Origin of the sequence: Actinokineospora auranticolor, from assembly GCF_002934265.1 — a bacterium.
GTDB classification, from domain to species: Bacteria; Actinomycetota; Actinomycetes; order Mycobacteriales; family Pseudonocardiaceae; genus Actinokineospora; species Actinokineospora auranticolor.
Genome location: NZ_PTIX01000006.1, coordinates 1 through 18,343 on the forward strand (window position 1 = coordinate 1; position 18,343 = coordinate 18,343).

Annotated in this window: 13 protein-coding genes; 10 read left to right on the plus strand and 3 right to left on the minus strand. The window is 72.1% G+C overall.

What is annotated here, in order from left to right; all coding sequences use genetic code 11:
• Positions 1 to 497: 497 nt before the first annotated feature.
• Positions 498 to 1,130, minus strand: coding sequence for a transposase family protein (locus tag CLV40_RS12660; protein WP_281261660.1), 633 nt, complete (start codon positions 1,128 to 1,130; stop codon positions 498 to 500).
• A gap of 496 nt (positions 1,131 to 1,626) precedes the next feature.
• The gene (locus CLV40_RS12665) at positions 1,627 to 5,031 is read right to left on the minus strand and encodes an indolepyruvate ferredoxin oxidoreductase family protein (protein WP_104479417.1); all 3,405 of its coding nucleotides are present in this window, start codon (positions 5,029 to 5,031) and stop codon (positions 1,627 to 1,629) included.
• A 143-nt stretch (positions 5,032 to 5,174) separates the two neighbouring features.
• Here CLV40_RS12665 and CLV40_RS12670 point away from each other — a divergent pair, with 143 nt between their 5' ends.
• From CLV40_RS12670 to phoU, 10 genes are all read left to right on the plus strand, one after another.
• The gene (locus CLV40_RS12670) at positions 5,175 to 5,648 is read left to right on the plus strand and encodes an Lrp/AsnC family transcriptional regulator (RefSeq protein WP_245931286.1); all 474 of its coding nucleotides are present in this window, start codon (positions 5,175 to 5,177) and stop codon (positions 5,646 to 5,648) included.
• Positions 5,649 to 5,714: 66 nt separating this feature from the next.
• Positions 5,715 to 6,260 carry a hypothetical protein gene (locus CLV40_RS12675; RefSeq protein WP_146108017.1) on the plus strand — a complete coding sequence of 182 codons (546 nt, stop codon included), beginning with the start codon at positions 5,715 to 5,717 and terminating at the stop codon, positions 6,258 to 6,260.
• A 33-nt stretch (positions 6,261 to 6,293) separates the two neighbouring features.
• Positions 6,294 to 7,034: a maleylpyruvate isomerase family mycothiol-dependent enzyme gene (locus CLV40_RS12680; protein ID WP_104479087.1), complete on the plus strand. Its 741-nt coding sequence runs from the start codon at positions 6,294 to 6,296 to the stop codon at positions 7,032 to 7,034.
• Between the two features lies 1 nt (position 7,035).
• Positions 7,036 to 7,923: a hypothetical protein gene (locus tag CLV40_RS12685; RefSeq protein WP_104479088.1), complete on the plus strand. Its 888-nt coding sequence runs from the start codon at positions 7,036 to 7,038 to the stop codon at positions 7,921 to 7,923.
• Between the two features lie 89 nt (positions 7,924 to 8,012).
• Entirely contained in the window at positions 8,013 to 8,807 is a 795-nt protein-coding gene (locus CLV40_RS37225) for a hypothetical protein (protein ID WP_146108018.1), read from the plus strand.
• A gap of 75 nt (positions 8,808 to 8,882) precedes the next feature.
• The gene (gene dusB / locus CLV40_RS12695; RefSeq protein ID WP_104479089.1) at positions 8,883 to 10,013 is read left to right on the plus strand and encodes a tRNA dihydrouridine synthase DusB; all 1,131 of its coding nucleotides are present in this window, start codon (positions 8,883 to 8,885) and stop codon (positions 10,011 to 10,013) included.
• Positions 10,014 to 10,030: 17 nt separating this feature from the next.
• Entirely contained in the window at positions 10,031 to 10,480 is a 450-nt protein-coding gene (locus CLV40_RS12700) for a hypothetical protein (protein ID WP_245931254.1), read from the plus strand.
• Positions 10,481 to 10,645: 165 nt separating this feature from the next.
• Positions 10,646 to 11,578 carry a GGDEF domain-containing protein gene (locus CLV40_RS12705; protein WP_104479091.1) on the plus strand — a complete coding sequence of 311 codons (933 nt, stop codon included), beginning with the start codon at positions 10,646 to 10,648 and terminating at the stop codon, positions 11,576 to 11,578.
• A 255-nt stretch (positions 11,579 to 11,833) separates the two neighbouring features.
• On the plus strand, positions 11,834 to 16,489 hold the full coding sequence (locus CLV40_RS40280; protein WP_104479092.1) for an LCP family glycopolymer transferase: 4,656 nt from the start codon (positions 11,834 to 11,836) through the stop codon (positions 16,487 to 16,489).
• A gap of 81 nt (positions 16,490 to 16,570) precedes the next feature.
• Entirely contained in the window at positions 16,571 to 17,236 is a 666-nt protein-coding gene (gene phoU / locus CLV40_RS12715) for a phosphate signaling complex protein PhoU (RefSeq protein WP_104479418.1), read from the plus strand.
• A gap of 342 nt (positions 17,237 to 17,578) precedes the next feature.
• On the opposite strand, the gene CLV40_RS12720 is transcribed toward phoU, so the two are convergent.
• Positions 17,579 to 18,343: an ESX secretion-associated protein EspG gene (locus CLV40_RS12720; protein WP_104479093.1), complete on the minus strand. Its 765-nt coding sequence runs from the start codon at positions 18,341 to 18,343 to the stop codon at positions 17,579 to 17,581.

The following is an 18,343-nucleotide window of genomic DNA, read 5'->3' on the forward strand; positions in this document are numbered from 1 at the left end:
TTTCGAGAACTAGGTGTGGTAACTGAATTCTCTCAAACGGGCCGCCACCTCTTACTTTGGGGTGATCATCGCCAGCCGTGAATAAGCCTCACAGGCTTGATCATCTTTGCCCGGAATTGTCGGTCCTCATCGCTAGAATGGATACCGGGGGCCGGGGGCACAATGCCACTAACTTACGGAGCATCGTTGCAGGTCAACGGCATCTTGAGGGTGCCGTGCGAGAGGCAGGCGGCACGTGCGACGACGCCCTGCGGCACACCATAGTTCCATGGCCCGCATTGGGGCATCGAGCGAACACGCAACCCACTGTCGCAAGTGGACTTGATCCGAGTGTTCCAGAGGTCGATCGCCAATCGCTTAGACCGATACTGGCCAGCGAAAACGCGCTAAGTTAGTGGCATTGGGCCGGGGGCATAAGTTGATCATCGGCGACTCGCGGCGGCGGGAGCGGGCGATGAGGGCGCTCCTGGGCACGCTCTTGAGTTGTCCACAGAGGATTATTCAGCGGCGTAGAAGTACAGGCCGATGACCGCGGAGATGGTGTCGGTGAATGTGCCGACGGGGCGCCGGTAGTCGGTGTGGAGAATCCGCCAGGTTTTGAGTTGGGCGATGGCGCGTTCGACCACGACGCGGATGGAGTTGCGGTGCCGGTTGAACTCCTTTTTCCGGTCGGGTTGTTCACGGTTTCTGGGTTTTCTGATCGGGGTGAGGATGTCGCTGCCGATGTAGCCTTTGTCGCCGAGCCGGATGCTGGGGTCTCGTCCGTCGAGAACCCGTGAGGCTTTCAGGCCGACGATGTCGTTTCGAGATCCCGGCAACGGATCCGACACCCATCTCAAGCGTCCGTCCAGCGTGCGCACGACCTGGACCGTGAGCCCGGTTGTGCGGTGTTTCCCGGAGAACGACTCCGGGCGGGAAGCCCACGACCAGCACGGCAGCAGTGTTCCATCCACGATGTGAGAGCTGCGGTCGTCGAGGTCGTCGGCCGTGGGAACGCACTGTTCGAGCACGCCGGCCAACAATGGTGTCACCGCCGCGGTCGCCCGGCTGATCGTCGACTGCGACACCTCGAACGCTTCCGCCAACTCCGCCTGAACCCGTCTCCGCCGCAAGTACGCCAACGTGACCACTACAGAGCCGTATAAACCCGGAACCGGCGGCCATCGACGAACCGACTCTCCGGTCGCTTCGCGGATCAGAGCGCACAATTCCTCGACACGGCCTCGAACTTGCTTTGCGCGGGGCCCCTACGAGCCTGCGGTGGGGAAGAGCGGTGGGGATGGGCAAGCCCACCCCACCCGCAGGAGAGCTTGGCAGGCTCGTCCCCCCCACGCAAAGCAAGTCCACCCAATCAAGGCGTATGACGGGGGCGCGTTGCGTTCTGTGGGGGCCGGGATCCTGCGGCGGTTTCGAGGCGAGTTCCGGCTTAGCCGCGTTGCGTTCTGTGCGGGTTGAGCTTCGGTAGCGGTTTCGAGGCGGGCCCGGCGTAGCCGCGTTGCGCTGGGTGGAGCTTGGATCCTGCGGCGCTTGGAGGGTGGGTTGGGAGAGAAGAGTGTCGGGGCAGAGTAGGGCTTCAAGCGACCGTTGCTGGAGTGGCTGGGGAGAGAAGCGTGGCGGGTGGCACCCTCACACTCGCTGTGGCGCCTCTCGTAGCGATTCCAGCAAGGTCGCGAGTCGCTCGTGGTAGCGCTCTACTGAGGCGAGTTTGATTTCCTCGTAGCCCCGCACCGCATCCGGCAGTCCGGCGATCTCGACTGCCAGCTCGTACCGCTCCAGCCCCGCGACCAGCACCGGCACCAACGCCTCGTACTCCGCCACCAACTCCCGCTCGACCTTGCGCAGGTGTGCTCTGCCGAACGGGTCGAACGCCGTGCCCCGCAAGCCTCGCATTGCTCGTAGTACCGCGAAGGCCGGGCGGGCGGTTCGGCGGAGGGTGATCTTTCGGCGCATGCCCATCGCGCGCAGGATTGGGGGGTGGAGTTGGTAGCCGATTTTGGCGTCTGGGCCGTAGGTGGCCTCTACTTCGGCGCGGTTGGCCAGGTGTAGGCGGGCGACCTCGTATTCGTCCTTGTACGCCATCAGCTTGAACAGGTTCCGGGCCACGGCCTCGGTGAGGGTGCCCGGTAGGTTCGCCGCGCGCTCGGCGTCGTGCACTTGGCGGACCGCCGCGAGGTAGCGCTGGGCGTAGGCCTCGTTCTGGTAGGCCACCAGTTCCGGTAGGCGGATGTCCAGCAGTCGGCGGAGTTCGCCGGTGAAGTCGGTGGCCAGGGGGGACGGGGTGGCCTCGCGCGTGGTTTCGCCTGCCAGCCAGGACGGGTCGAGGATTGCGCGGCGGCCGGCGCGGAAGGCCTGGATCGTGGTGGTGACGCCGACGCCGTTGAGGGTGATGGCGTGTTCGATGGCCTGGGCGGTCAGCGGGAGCAGGCCCAGTTGGTAGGCCGCGCCGAGGACCAGGAAGTTGGCTGCGGCGGTGCCGCCGAAGAGGCGTTCGGCCAGGTCGAGGGCGTCGAACGCGCGGACGTCCGCCGTGCGGGAGCCGATGCGGCGCAGCAGGTCGTCGGCGGCCGGGTAGGTCACCGACGGGTCGACGACCATGCGGCCCGTGGGGACCTCGGAGGTCGAGATGACCGCGACGGTGTCGGTACCGCAGCGGGACAGGTTGGTCTCGGCGCCCGCAGCCAGCGCGTCGAAGACCAGGTAGCCGGTCGCGGCGCCCGCCGGGACGAGGCCGGGAACCTCTTCGCGGGTCGGCGAGATCCGCAGGTGCGAGACGACCGCGCCCGCCTTCTGGCTCAGCCCGGTCTGGTCCATCGCCCGCGCGTCCAGGCCGCTGACCAGCGCGGCCGTCGCCAGGACCTGGTTGGCCGTGACCACGCCGGTGCCGCCGATACCGACCATCACCAGCGCCGCCGACGTCGGCCGGGACGCGGGTTCGGGCAGGTCGGCGGGGATCTCCGCGCGATCGATCTGCTTGCGCGCGGCGCCCGGGACGACGGTCACGAACGACGGGCAGTCGCCCAGCAGGCAGGAGTAGTCCTTGTTGCACGACGTCTGGTCGATCCGCGTCTTGCGGCCGAACTCGGTGTCCACGGGCTCGACGCTCAGGCAGTTCGACTTCTGCCCGCAGTCGCCGCAGCCCTCGCAGACCGACTCGGCGATGTGCACGCGGGTGGCCGGGTCGGGGGCCAGGCCGCGCTTGCGCTTGCGGCGCTTCTCCGCCGCGCACTCCTGGTCGTAGATGATCACCGTGACGCCCGGGGTCGCGCGCAGCTCCCGCTGCACCGCGTCGAGGTCGTCGCGGTGGCGCACCCGCACGCCCGGCGCCCACTTCGTGCCGCGCGGGTACTTCTTCGGCTCGTCGGTGACCACGACGGTCTTGGCGACACCCTCGGCGTGCAGCATCCGGGTGACCGCGACCGGGTCGACCGCGCCGTCCGCGTGCTGGCCGCCGGTCATCGCCACGGCGGCGTTGTAGAGCAGCTTGAAGGTGATGTTGGTGCCCGCCGCCACGGCCTGGCGGACGGCGAGGCTGCCGGAGTGGAAGAACGTGCCGTCACCGAGGTTCTGGAACAGGTGCTCGGTGTCGGTGAACCGGGACGCGCCGACCCAGCTCACCCCTTCGCCGCCCATCTGGGTGAAACCGACGCTGCGGTCCATGAAGGTGGTGAGCGCGTGGCAGCCGATGCCCGCGCCCGCGATGGAGCCGTCGGGGACCTCGGTGGAGCGGTTGTGCGGGCAGCCGGAGCAGAAGAACGCGGTGCGGTTGACCAGCGGCAACGCGATCTTCGACCGGGTGTCGGGGCGGGGCAGGCGGACGTGCTCGCGACCCAGCCGCTCGGCGAGGAACGGGCCGAGGACCCGCACCAGGCGGTCCGCGTCGAGCGCGCCCGTCACCGGGACGAGGGTCGCCCCATCGGGGCCGCGCTTGCCGAACACCCGCGGCCGCACGGCGCGGTCGAACAGCGCCTCCTTGACCTGGGTCTCGATGAACGCGCGCTTGTCCTCGACCACGACCACCTCGTCGAGGCCGTCGGCGAACCGCGCGACCAGGTCCGGGTCGACCGGGTGGACCATGCCCAGCCGCAGCAGTCGCACCCCGCGCCGCGCCAACTCCGACTCGGTGAGCCCCATCCGGGTGAGGGCGTCACGCAGGCCAGCGTACGTGTGACCGGAGGTGATCAGGCCGAGCCGCGCGTCGCGGACCGCGCCCTCGATCCGGTTGAGGCCGTTGGCGGCGGCGAAGGCGAGCGCGGCGGCGAACCGGCCCTCCAGCACCTCGCGCTCCATGGCCAGCGCTCGGGGGATGTCGACGCCCGGGTTGTGCGTCGGCGCCCACGGACGCCCGTCCCACTCGAACTCGGGGACCACGATCTCCGGGGTGGCGCCGAGGTCGACCACCTCGTAGGCGTCCCCCACAGCGGTGACGACGGTGAAGCCGGTCCACGACCCGGTGAACCGGGACAGCTCGAACCCGTACCGCCCCAGGCGCAGCACGTCGGCCACGTCGACCGGGGCCAGCACCGGCAGGTACGACTCGGCCAGCGCCATCGTGGAGTTCGACGGCAGCGACGACGACTTGCTCGCCGGGTCGTCACCGGCGACCACCAGCACGCCACCCTTCCGGGTGGTCCCCATCCAGGTGCCGTGCTTGAACGCGTCCACCGACCGGTCGACGCCCGGGGCCTTGCCGTACCAGAGCCCGAAGACGCCGTCGAAGCGCGCGCCTGGCAGCTGCGTGACCAGCTGGGAGCCGTAGACGACGGTCGCGCCCAGCTCCTCGTTGACGCCGGGGATGAACTCGATGTCGTGCTCGGCGAGCAGGTCGGCGTTGCGCTCCAGGACCAGGTCGAGCCCGGCGAGCGGGGAGCCGCGGTAGCCGGAGACGAGACCGGCGGTGCGCCAGCCCCTGGCCTGGTCGGCGCGGTGCTGGTCGACCAGCAGCTTGCCCAGGGCCTGCACGCCGGTGAGCGCGCCGAGGCCGCGGTCGCGGCGGACCACGTCGGCCGGGCGGTAGTCGGCCAGCTCCGTCATGCCCATCACACCTTCCCCTGCGCTCTGCGCGCCACGGGCAAGCAGACGGTTTGACGTGAGCGCTGTGCAAGACTGTCACTTTGACGTTGAGCATATCGCTCAAAATCGCGTCTCCGTTGCCGGGAGGGTTGCGCATCGTGGGCATGGTCAACCGCCTCGACCTGCGGGTGCTCCGCGAGCTCGTGGCCAGCCCCCGGATCGGCATCACCGAACTGGCCGAGCGGCTGGGCATCGCGCGCAACACCGCGCACGCGCGGGTCTCCCGGCTGGAGCGGCAGGGCGTCGTGGGGGCGCGGGGGCGGGCGGTGGACTACACCGCGCTGGGCGTGGAGGTGACCGCGTTCGTCACCGTGCAGGTGGCGCAGGGCAGGCTCGTCGCGGCCGTCGAGGACCTGGGCGCGGTGCCGTTCGTGCTGGAGGCGCACGGCATCGCGGGGGACGGCGACCTGCTGGTGCGGGTCGCGGCGCGCAACACCCGGCACCTGCACGAGGTGATCAACGCGGTGCTGTCCTGCCGGGGCGTCATCCGCAGCACGACCGCGGTCGCGATGACCGAGCAGATCCCGTTCCGGGTCGCGCCGATGCTGGACGCGGTGGAGCGCTCGATCGCGGAATGAGGTCCATAGTGGAGCACTTTCGTCGATCCGGTGAATTCGGCGGACCGGTCGGGTAGCTTCCGTGCGATGGTGGAGCATGTCCTGGTCGCCACTTTCGGCTTTCCCGCAGTGGTTTTCACGTTCCTGCTCGTGGTGGTCGTCGGCTACTGGCTGCTAGTCGCCGTCGGACTGTCCTCTGTGGACGCCGTGGGCGCGGCCGACCCGGAGGCGTTCGGCCGGGTGCCGCTGAGCGTCAGCCTGACCGTGGCGACCGCGCTCTCCTGGTTGACCTGCCTCGCGGGCGACCTGCTGCTGTCCACCGGCCCCCTGCCCGCGCTGTCGGGTTTCGCGGTGCTGCTCGTCGCGCTGACCGTGGCCTTCGCGGGCACCCGGCTGGTGGCGCGGGTGCTGGCACCCCGGTTCCAGTCGGCGCCGGACGTCGTCGGCCGGACCTGCGTCATCCGAACGGGACGGGTGGACCGCACCTTCGGTGAAGCGGAAGTGACCATGGGCGACGGGACGTCGGTGGTCGTGCAGGTGCGGCAGCGGACCGGCCTGCCGCTGCGCGTCGGCGGGAGCGCGACCGTCGAGGAGCACGACCGGGCGGGCGGCTTCTTCTGGATAAGTGGTTGATGGATTGTAGGGGGTTCGTGGTTGAGTCCGAGCATGCACAAAGCCGACTACCTCGAGCACCTGGCCGCCGACACCGCGCGGCTGCGGGAGGCCGCTGCGGGCACCCTCACCGAGACCGTGCCCACCTGCGCCCCGTGGACGGGTGCCGACCTGCTCCTGCACGTCGCCGAGGTCTACCGGCACAAGGCCACCACCATGCGCCACAACGCCTGGCCGTCCCCGTGGCCCCCGGACTTCACCGGCGCCGACCCGGTCGCGGCCTATGACGACGCGTACGCCGAACTGCGCACCGAACTGTCCACTCGGGACGCCGAGGAGACCACCCTCACCTGGTACCCGCCGGAGCAGACCGTCGGCTTCTGGGCCCGCCGGATGGCCCACGAGGCCCTGATCCACCGCGTGGACGCGGAACTGACCGCGGGCCTGCCGATCACCCCCATCCCCGCCGACCTGGCCGCGGACGGCGTGGACGAGGTCCTGACCTGTTTCCTCGCCTTCGCGACCGCCGAGTACCCGCAGGCCTTCGAAGGCGCACTCGACGCGTTGGACGGCCGCACCGTCCGCGTCGACGCGGGCGACTCGTCGTGGTTCGTCACGCTGGCCCCGACCATCACCGTCGCCGCGGAGGGCACCGCGGACGCCACCGTCACCGGCGACCCGGACCAGGTGCTGCTCTGGCTCTGGCGCCGCGTCGAGGACCCGACCCTCAAGTTCGAGGGCGACCCGCTGCTCCCGGCCACCCTCCACACCCTGCTCAAGGTCGCCACCCAGTGAGATGATCACCGGCAACGCGCTGTGGGGGTCGGGGCGGTGGCGCGGGCGGGCGCTGCGGTGGGCCGCCGACCGGTTGGCCGCGAATGGCTGGGGGCCGGTTCGCGGCGTCGACGCGGTCCGGGTGCGGGTCTGGTCGGTCGTGTTCCGGTTGGAGACCGCGCGCGGGTTCGCCTGGTTCAAGGCCAACGGGGACGGCGCCCGGTTCGAGGCCGCGCTGTACGGGGTGCTCCGGTCGGTGGTGCCCGAGCGGGTGCTCGAACCGGTCGCGGTCGACGAGCGGCGCGGGTGGCTGCTGTTGCCCGACGGGGGTTCCGGCGCCGCCCCGCTGATCGACGCGCTCCCCGCCTACGCGCGGCTGCAGATCGATCTCATGCCGCACGTCGACCGGCTGCTCGCCGCGGGCGTCGCCGACATGCGGCCCGCGGCGCTGCCCGGCAGGTTCGTCGAAGCGCTCGGTGTTGTTGGTGATGTTCCGGCGGAGGTGGCCGGGCTGGGTCCCCGGATCGCCGAGTGGGCCGGGGAACTGGGCGCCGCACCGGTTCCGGCAAGCGTCGACCACAACGACCTGCACGCCGGGAATGCATTACCGGACGGGCGTTTCCACGACTGGGGCGACAGTGTCGTGGCCCACCCGTTCGCCTCGATGCTGGTGCCGCTGACCCAGGCCGAACCGGCCGCGCGGACCCGCCTCGTCGACGCCTACCTCCACCCCTTCGGCGACTTCGGCACCCGGCCCGAGCTGCGACGGCAGCTGGACCTCGCCTGCCGGTTGGGCCGCGTTGCGCGGGCGCTGGTCTTCCACCGCGCGATCCGGGCGGCGCCGGGGGCGTACGCGGACGCGCCGCGGGGTCACCTGGTTGCCTTGGTCAAACCGTCCTTTTATGACTGATCCGACGACTAATCTGCGTCCGGCGCTGCGGAACCGGGTCGGGGGTACGCACGTCTACCCGACGACTTCGAACCAAGAGGGGGCCAACAATGGCGGACATCGAGTACTCGTTCGGTACCGGTGAGGGCGCGCCGAACGTGCACCACGGTGCGGCCAACGCGGACGTCGACGGCGACGGGACCAACGACGCCATCGCGGTCGACTTCGACGGCGACGGCCGCTACGACGACCGGATGTGGGACTCCGACGGTGACGGCGTGGCCGACACCGCCCTGCTGGACTACAACGACGACGGCGTCGCGGAATCCGCCTACAGCGACCCGACCGGCCTCGGCACCTGGAACGAGAAGGGCATCGGCGGCGACCACACCGAGCCGACCCCGACCGACCAGGCGCCCACCGACACGACGGGCACGGGCACCACCGACGACTCCGACGTCGCCGGTCCCAAGGAGTCGACCACCGACGACACCGGCGCGGTGACCGAGGACGGCAGCAGCGCCGACGACAACGTCGAGCCCACCGGCAACACCACGGACGACACCACCGACGACCAGTCCCAGGACGTCCCCTCCGACGTCCCCGTGGACGACCTGCCCCCGGCCCACCCGACCACCGAGGACGACCCGTTCGGCGAGCACGCGGACGGCTCCGCCGACAGCGGCACCACGGACACGGCCGACACCACGGACACCTCCGCGGACCTGCCCGACGACACCATCGTCGACGACACCCAGGACGTCCCCGCCACCGACGACACCACCGACGACACCACCGGCGACGACCCCTACGCCGACGACTCGGCGATGGACGACTACTGCGGCCCCGCCGACGACAGCTCCTCCGCCGAGGGCCTGTCCGACTGGTACGCCGACCTCCAGTAGGCACGGTGAGGCCCGCCACGCGCGGGCCTCACGGCACCGCACGCCCCGAAGCGCGCGGCCAGCTAGCCTGGTCGGGTGACCCCTCCGCTCAAGATCGGGCAGTACGGGGTGGATCCCGCCGTCGTGCTCGCACCGATGGCGGGAATCACCAACGTCGCGTTCCGACAGCTCTGCCGGGAGTTCGGCAGCCCCACCTCGCTCTACGTCTGCGAGATGGTCACCGCGCGCGCGATCGTCGAGCGCGACTCCAAGACGCTGGAGATGATGACCTTCGGGGAGCACGAGCACCCCCGCTCGTTGCAGCTCTACAGCGTCGACCCGCGCAACGTCACCGACGCCGTCACGATGATCGCCGCCGAGGGCATGGCCGACCACCTGGACATGAACTTCGGCTGCCCGGTGCCCAAGGTGACCCGCAAGGGCGGTGGCGCGGCCCTGCCCTACAAGCGCAGGCTCTTCGCCGAGATCGTGCGGGCCGCTGTGCGCGCCGCCGAGCCAGCGGGCATCCCGGTGACGGTCAAGTTCCGCGTCGGCATCGACGACGACCACCACACCTACCTCGACGCGGGGCGCATCGCCGAGGCCGAGGGGGCCGTCGCGGTCGCGCTGCACGCCCGCACCGCGGCCCAGCGCTACTCCGGCCAGGCCGACTGGTCGCACATCGCCCGCCTCAAGGAGGCCGTGACCACCGTCCCGGTACTGGGCAACGGCGACATCTTCTGCGCGGACGACGCGCTGCGCATGGTCGCCGAGACGGGCTGCGACGGCGTCGTGGTCGGACGCGGCTGCCTGGGCAGGCCCTGGCTGTTCCGCGAGCTGCACGCCGCCTTCACCGGCCAGCCGCTGCCCGAGGGCCCGTCGCTCGGCGAGGTCGGCGCGATCCTGCACCGGCACGCCATCCTGCTGTCCGCGCACATCGGCGAGGAGAAGGGCGTGCGGGACCTGCGCAAGCACATGGCCTGGTACCTGCGCGGCTTCCCCATCGGCTCGGACCTGCGCAAGTCGTTCGGGCTGGTGAGCACCCTGGCCGAGCTGGCCGACCTGATCGGCGCGCTCGACCACGCCGCCCCCTACCCGCCCGACGCCGAGGGGCCGCGCGGGCGGCAGGGCTCGCCGGGGCGGGTCGTGCTGCCGGAGGGCTGGCTGGACGACCCGGAGGACGCCGCCGTGCCCGACGGGGCCGAACTGATGCACTCGGGGGGCTGATGCGCTCGCTCGCCCGCGTGCGCGTTCTGGGCGCCTTGGTGCTCGCGCTGACCGTGGCGGGGTGCACGACGACCGTCGCCGGTAGCCCGGTGGCGTCCATCAGCTCGTCCCCGCAGGACCGCGACCTCATCACCCGCTACTTCACCGAGTTCAACGAGTCCGGCGACGAGGGCGTCAGCACCCAGCGGATGTTCCAGCGCGACACCGAGCACCCCGACTTCACCGCGGGCGGCTGCGACTTGGGGAACCTGGTGCTGCACATCGAGCCCGCGCTGTCCACGCTGCGCCTAGACCTGAAGTGGAAGCCGGATGGCGCCAAGAAGCGCCCCCGCGGGTCGGTCTACGTAGTAGGCGTTTCGGTGCGCATCCGCCAAGGCGGTGTCACCCTCGCGGAGCAGATCGGCTCGCAGCGGCTCGTCGTGCTGGACGGGAAGGTGTACGGCTTCACTCCGTGCCCGACCAGGTGACTCCAAACGGGTGATGCGGGTTCGGTGCGGACCGCGACCAAGCTGCGGATTCGTCACTGGATCGGCGCAGCATGGGGTCCACCAGTAGGGGGAATTCCTGCGTCCATGCGTCCTGGTCGCTCAAGCGTGACCTCTTCTCTGACGACACATCACGTACGTAGGGAGGTGACCGCGGTGGCCGTTCTGGGACGAGGCGTCGCCAAACCGGGACCCGACCAGCGGGACAACCCCTGGCAGGACAACCGGACCAGCGAGCCGACCGTGCCGCTGCGCCACCCCGCGATCACCGAGCGCGCGGAGCACCCGGACGACCCGCCCGCCGACACCGCGAACCTGATCAGCCTGCACGAGGAGATCGCCGCGCTGCTGGCCTCGCGCGGGCAGTACCGGCAGGCCTACCAGCACCTGCGGTCCGCGCTCGACCTGATCACCGAGCTGGGCACCGCGCCGCAGATCCCGGAGCAGTTCCGCCGCGAGGTGGACCGGCTGCGCCGCGAGCACGCCGAGGCGCACGAGCAGAGCATCCGCGACAGCCTCACCGCCAGCTACAACCGCCGCTACCTCGACCAGCGGCTGGTCGACCTGGTGGCCGGTCAGGGCCTGGCCGACGGGCTCGCCGTGGCGCTGGTCGACCTGGACTGGTTCAAGCAGGTCAACGACACCTTCGGCCACCTCGTCGGCGACCGGGTGCTGCAGCGGGTGGTGGAACTGCTCCAGGAGGGCCTGCCCGACGGCGGGTTCTGCGCCCGCTACGGCGGCGAGGAGTTCGTGCTCGTGCTCCCGGGGGTCGACCGCCGGACGGCGGTGGACCTCGCCGAGGCGGCCCGCGCGCGGGTGGAGCACTTCCCGTGGTCGAGCCTCGTGCTGGGGCTGCGCGTCACGATCAGCATCGGATTGGCGCACCAACCGGCCATCCGAGTGGCGGACAACACACCGGCCGCTCCAGAGCGTCAGCTCCGGGAAGCGGACGCGCTGCTGTACACAGCCAAGCAGTCCGGCCGCAACGCGGTCGCATATCAGCTGGACGGCACGGCTCACCTGGCCGGAGCCGCCGCGGGCAGGCGGGCCGTGAGCGCCCACCGCGTGTCCGCGCGCTGACCGCACGACCGTGGAGGCATTAGTCCGATCGGGCTAGCTCAATCCGCGAATCTCCGTACTGATAGTGAACAAACCTCGGACTGCCGTCGTCACGAGCGACCTCCATCCGTACTATCGCTCCCGCGCCGCGTGACACGATCGGGTAAGCAACCGAACGCGACGCCGCAACAGGTTGATAACCAACTGACAACGCTTCGAGCAGGTACCCCGGTTGGGTGCGGGGTAGGCCCAGGTAGCTAGGCGAAGGGAGTACGGGTGCCGGACGACTACGACCGCGACCCGGGCTCATCGAACAACGACCGCGGCACGGGCGCGCCGAACGGTGCCCCGTCGTCCGGGGGCAGGCGCCGGGCCCCGGAGCCGACCGAGCAGCCGCGACGCAGGCGCCGGTCGATGGAGGGCGCGGGCGGGGTCAGCGTGTCCGATCTGGTCGAGCGGCACAGCGGCTCCCGGTCGAACCTGATGCCCGTCCCGGACGCCGATGAGGCCGACGAGGTACCGAGACGCCAGGCGCGGCGCCAGGACGCCCCCACGGGGCGCAGGGCCGCCCCCGAGCCCGAGTCCCGGCACTCGCAGCCCGCCGAGCCCACGGGCGGTGGCCGCAGGCGGCGCGCGGACGAACCGGACGAGCCGCCGGTGCACCGCAACGAGATAGAGACCGGCGGCAGGCGGTTCCCGCCGCCGCCCCCCGAGGAGCCCGTCGAGCCGCCCCGCCCGGCCCCGGTGGCCGAGCGCCCCGAGCCCCCGCGCCCGGACCGGCGCACCCGGACCTCGACCCACGCGGTGCCCGCCGACGTGCTGGCCCAGTCGACCGGCCAGCGCCCGCCGGAGCGGCCCGCGGCCGAGCCCGAGCCGGACATGCCCCGGTCGGTCCTGGACCTGCTGGGCGGCGCGCCCGCGCCGGTCGGGAAACGGGCCAAGAAGGAGAACTTCGCCGAGTCGGCGAGCCGCGGCAGGCAGGACGCCCAGCGCGCGCTGCCCGGCAACCAGCCGCCGCCCCGGCACGGCGAGCCGGACGAGCCCCGGATCGGCAGGCGCTCGCTGGCCGAGCGGGCGAGCCGCCGCGGCCGGTCCGAGAACGGTCCGGCGCACCCGCCGGGCACCCCGGACTTCCCGCTGGACGCGGAGCACCGCCCGCCCGCCGCGGGCGCCCAGCCGCGTCCGGAGGGCGCGCCGGGCCGCGCGCCGCGCGCAGGCCGCGCACCACGACCCGACGACCGCTCCGGCGAGTTCCCGACGCAGGTCGAGGGTCCCCTGCCCGACGACCGCTCGGGCCAGTTCCCGGCAGGCCGCGCCCCGCGCCCGAGCAGGCCCCCGCAGCCCACCGAGTTCCCGACCCAGGTCGACGGCCCCCGCCTCGACGACCGCTCGGGCGAGCTCCCGCGCGCACCGCGACCGGCCAAGGGCAACGGCCGGGGACCGCGCCCGTCCGGCGAGATCCAGGCCGACAACCCCCGTGCCCCACGCCCCGGCCAGCCGAACGGCCGCCCCCAGGCGGACCAGTTCGCGGCCAACGGGCAGGCGCACGACGACCGCGTGGCCGACGCCCCGCGCGCACCGCGCCCGGGCCGTCTCCAGCCGGACCAGTTCCCGGTCAACGGACACGCGCCGCACCCCGAGGACCGCTCCGGCGAGTTCCCGGTGGACCCGTTGCGCGCGCCGCGCCGTCCCCAGGCGGACCAGTTCCCGCCCAACGGGCACGCGCACGACGACCGCGCAGGCGAGATCCCGGTGGACAACTCGCGCGCCCCGCGCCCCGGTCGCCCCCAGGCGGACCAGTTCGCGAACGGGCACGCGCCCCACCACGACGATCGGTCGGGCGAGATCCCGGTCGACCCGTCGCGGGCGCCGCGCCCCGGTCGTCCTCAGCCGGACCAGTTCGCCGCCAACGGCCGGGCACCGCATCCGAACGACCAGTCCGGCGAGATCCCGGTGGACAACGCGCGCGCACCGCGCCGGGGTCCGCACCCCGACGGCGAAATCCCCGTCGACGCGGCACGGGGAGCACGTCCGGGTCACGCACCGCACCCGGACGACCGCTCCGGCGAGTTCCAGGCCGACCCCTCGCGCGCGCCGCGCCCCGGCCAGCCGAACGGCCGCCCCCAGCCGGACCAGTTCCCGGTCAACGGCCGCGCCCCGCACGCCGACGAGCGCTCCGGCGAGTTCCCGGTGGACCCGTCGCGCGGCCCGGCCAACGGCCGCCCCCGCCAGCCGCAGCCGGACCGCTCGGGCGAGTTCCCGCCCCGGCTCGACGGGCCGCCCGCCGACGACCGCTCCGGCGAGTACCCCCGCCCCGCCAACGGCCGCCCCCGGCAGCCGCAGCCGGACCGCTCCGGCGAGTTCCCCACCCAGGTCGACGGCCCCCGCCAGGACCGCTCGGGGCAGTTCCCGACCCAGGGCGGGCCGAACCCGGCGCCGCGCCCCGATGACCGCTCCGGCCAGTTCCGCACCCCGCACCCCGACGACCGGTCCGGGCAGTTCCCCGCCAACGGCGACGGCAGGCCCCGGCCGCGCCCCGCGCCGCAGGGCGAGGGCCAGTTCCCGGGCGGTGGCCAGTTCCCGGGCGGTGGCCAGTTCCCGAACGACCGGCCCATCGGCGAGCAGCCGCAGTCCTCCGGCCACACCCCGCACCCCGGGCGTCCCGGACCGGTTCGCCCTGGTCCCGGGCCGAACCGGCGTCCCGGCGAGCAGTCCGGGCCGTTCCCGGTGAGCCAGGCGCCGCGCCCCGGTGAGGGGTCGGGCCAGTTCCCGATCAGCGAGCGCCCCCAGGGCTCGGGGCACATGCCGCACCCCGGCCGTCCCGACCAGCCGATCGCCGGGGCACCGCAGTCCTCCGGGCACCTGCCGCACCCCGGCCGACCGGACCAGCCGATCGCCGGGGCACCGCAGCCGTCCGGCCACCTGCCACACCCGGGCCCCCGCGCCGACCAGCCGGGCGACCAGCCCCAGCCGTCGGGGACGTTCCCGGCGCCGGGCGGGCAGTCCGGGCAGTTCCCCGTCGCGGGTGACGGCGGCAAGCCGCACATCCCGCGCCAGCAGCCGCCCGGGCAGTCGTCCATGCCCCCCAAGCCGGACGCGGACGCGGAGACCCCGGCCGAGGCGCCGGAGCGCGTCGGGCTGACGCCGCCGCCGGGCACCACGCCGCAGGAGCTCGTCGGGCTGACCACCGAGATGGAGCCCATCGGCGAGGCCGTGCAGAAGCGGCGCCGGGTGGACCAGACGCTGGCCCGGTTCTCCAAGGTGCACGACGAGCTCAAGGCCGAGGAGAAGGCCCGCAAGTCCCGCAAGATGAAGCTGACCCCGTGGGCCAACGACGACGACGAGCTGGAGCAGAAGCTCGACGAGCTGTCCCAGCCCGAGCCGACCGAGGTCGTGCGACCGGTGTCGGTGGACGGCCCGGACGCCGAGGCGGCCGACGAGGACGAGAAGCCCAAGCGCAGCCGCTGGTCGCGGATCACGAAGGTGTTCTCCGGGTCCACCGCGGTGCTGGTGTTCATCGGCACGGGTGTCGGCTGGGGCTTCAAGGAGTACGCGAACGGCAGCATCGAGCAGGTGCGCGCGCTGGTCGGCGACGAGTCCGTGCAGAACCCGCAGGCGCAGCTCGGCGACGAGAACTTCCTGCTGGTCGGCTCGGACACCCGCGAGGGCGCCGACGCCGAGGAGGGGGTCGGCGACACGCAGACGGTGCCGGGCGCGCGCTCGGACACCGTGATGGTGGCGCACATCCCGGCCGACCGCAGCCGCGTGGTGATCGTCAACTTCCCGCGCGACCTGGAGATCAGCAGGCCTGCGTGCGAGCGCTTCGACTCGAAGGCCGTGCGCTACACCGGCGACCAGTCGCCCGCGGTGAAGATCGCCAAGATGAACACCGCCTACCAGGTGGGCGGCCCGCTGTGCGTGACCAAGGTCGTGCAGGAGCTGTCCGGCCTGCACATCACCCGGTTCCTCAGCATCGACTTCAACGGCTTCCGCGGCATGGTCGACGCGGTGGACGGCGTCAACGTCTGCGTCGAGCAGCCGATGTTCGACACCATGCTGAACAAGTGGATCGTCCAGGAGCCGGGCAAGGAGGTGCTGCTGCACGGCGAGCAGGCGCTCGACTTCGTGCGCGCGCGGCACGTGCGCGGCGACAAGACCTCCGACTACGGCCGGATCAAGCGGCAGCAGCGGTTCCTGTCGTCCCTGCTGCGCAAGGCGATGTCCGGTCAACTGCTGTTCGACCCCGCGCGGCTGGCCCAGTTCACCGGCGCGGTCACCGCGTCGACGCTGGGTGACAACGTCAACGTCGACGCGCTGGCCAACCTCGGCGCGTCGCTGCAGAACCTGGAGGCCGGGCGGGTCACCTTCGTGACCATCCCGACCGTGGGCCTGCCCAACGGGCGCGGCAACGAGGTCCTGCGCCGCGACGACGCGCACGCGCTATTCCAGGCGATCATCGACGGCGAGCCGCTGCCCGGCGAGGCCGCCGCGCCGCCCGCCCCGGACAACGGCACCCAGCAGCAGGCCGCGCCGATCCGCGAGCAGGTGGACCCGAAGACGCTGAAGATCCAGGTGCTCAACGGCGGCAACGCCACCGGCGGCATCGCCAAGCGCACCGCGGAGCGGTTGGGGGAGTTCGGTTTCACCGTGGTGCAGACCGGTGTCGGCGCGAACGTGCCGAAGACCGTGGTGCGCTACGGCAAGGGCCACGAGGCCGCGGCGCAGACCCTGGCCTCGACCGTGCCCGGCGCGGTGATGCAGGAGGACCCGTCGATGTCCGGGGCGCTGGTGCTCGTGCTCGGCCCGGAGTTCGCCGGACAGGTGGCGGCCCCCGGTGGTCCCGGTGCCACGCCCACGACCCCCGCGGAGCCCAAGCCGGAGTTGCCGAAGAACCTGGCCACCATCAACGGCGGCGACCCGACCTGCGCCTAACCAGGCCTGGAGCACGTCCCGTTCATTTCGGGTTCATCTGGCGATGGCGCATCTCCGCGTACCGGCATCTAGGCTGTGCGCATGCGTGAGGCTTATCAATCCGAGCTCGGACAGCTCGCTGACAAATTGGCGAGCATGTGCTCAATGGTCGCCGACGCTATGGAACTGGCCACCCGGGCGCTGCTGGAAGCCAACCTCGGCCTCGCCGAGCAGGTGATCACCGGCGACGAGCGGATCGACGACGCCAGGTCCGCGTGCGAGGAGCAGGCGTACGCGCTGCTCGCGCTGCAGGCCCCCGTCGCGACCGACCTGCGGACCGTGCTGGCCGCCATCCACGCCGCCGAGAGCCTGGAGCGGATGGGCGACCTGGCCCTGCACGTGGCCAAGGCGGCCCGGCGCAGGCACCCGGCCCCGGTGCTGCCGGAGCCGGTGAACCGCTACTTCGCCGAGATGGGCCGCGTCGCGGTGCAGCTCGCGCGCCGGGCGGAGGAGGTCATCCGCAGCCAGGACGTCGCCGCCGCCCGCGCCATCGAGGACGCCGACGACGAGATGGACGACCTGCACCGCCACCTGTTCACCCTGATCATGAACAAGGAGTGGGAACACGGCGTCGCCTCGGCGGTCGACGTGACCCTCCTGGGCCGCTTCTACGAGCGCTACGCCGACCACGCCGTCTCCGTGGCGAAGCGGGTCGTGTTCGTGGTCACCGGCCGCATGCCCGGCACCGTCAGCGACGACGACCTGTAAGGACTTTCCCCACGGGCGCGGCGCTCCACCACCCGGTGGGCGCCGCGCCCGTTGCTATGCGGTGCTGAGGCTCGCGACCAGGTCTCGCGCACCGGAGTGGCGGGGGTAGAGGCGCGCGCCCTGCGCGATCCAGGCCTGCCGGTCGGTCAGCAGGCCGGTGTTCACTGCCTGCCTCCGGTGCTCCCTGATACCTCCCCCGACGTGGTAGCCGACCGGCGACACAGCGTGACCCATGTGGCGCAGGCGATACGCCAAGGCGATACCTCGCGTCCCCTGGACCGTCGCCTACTACCTCGCCCGCCAACTCCGCGACACCGCGGTCGAAGCGACCGGGTAGCCGCCTCAGTCGCGGGGGAGGGCGGCGGTGATCAGGTCGTTGAGCTGGGCCGCGAAGCGGGTGGTGTCGGCCGGGCTGTAGGTGATCCTGGTGGCGCCGTCCGGTTGGGGGCGGCTCAGGGACAGGTAGCGGCCCGCGTCGGTGTCGATCCAGGTCAGGGCACCCGCGTCGAGTTCTCGACCGTGGCGGCCCCGGCCCGTCACGGAGAAGAAGCCGTAGCCGGTGCGGGGACGCTCCAGCATGGCGGCGGCCAGGCGGAGTTGGGTGTCCGAAGAGGACCGTGGGGCGCGGACCTGTTGCATGAAGCCGGGTTCCTGCCGCACCGGTGCCGCCTGGGTCACCATCACCGACTGCCCGGGGCCCGCCCCCATGCGCGGCAACAGGTCCGACAGCACCCTCGCCAACCCGGCCGCGCCGACGAGTTCGAACCGGATCATCTGTCCTTCTTGGACAGCGAGCACGCCGGTGCCGCCCTGCACCGCGCCGCGGGCGAGGATCTGGCGGTCGGACTCCACCGTGCCCAGCACGCCGACGCCGACCTGGTGGTCGGAGGTGATCCGCAGCGCGGCCTCCACGTCCGGGTCGATCTGGTTGTACCGGATCAGGCCGCGGCCCGCGAGGTCGGCGAACACCGCCTGACCGATGCGGGCGCGGTCCGCCATGTACTCGCCGAAGCTGGGGATCTTGAACGGGAACAGCCGCACGTTGAGCTCAAGCAGGTCCGTGAGGACGTCCAGGGCCGCCAACGACAGGGCGAACGAACGGGGCAT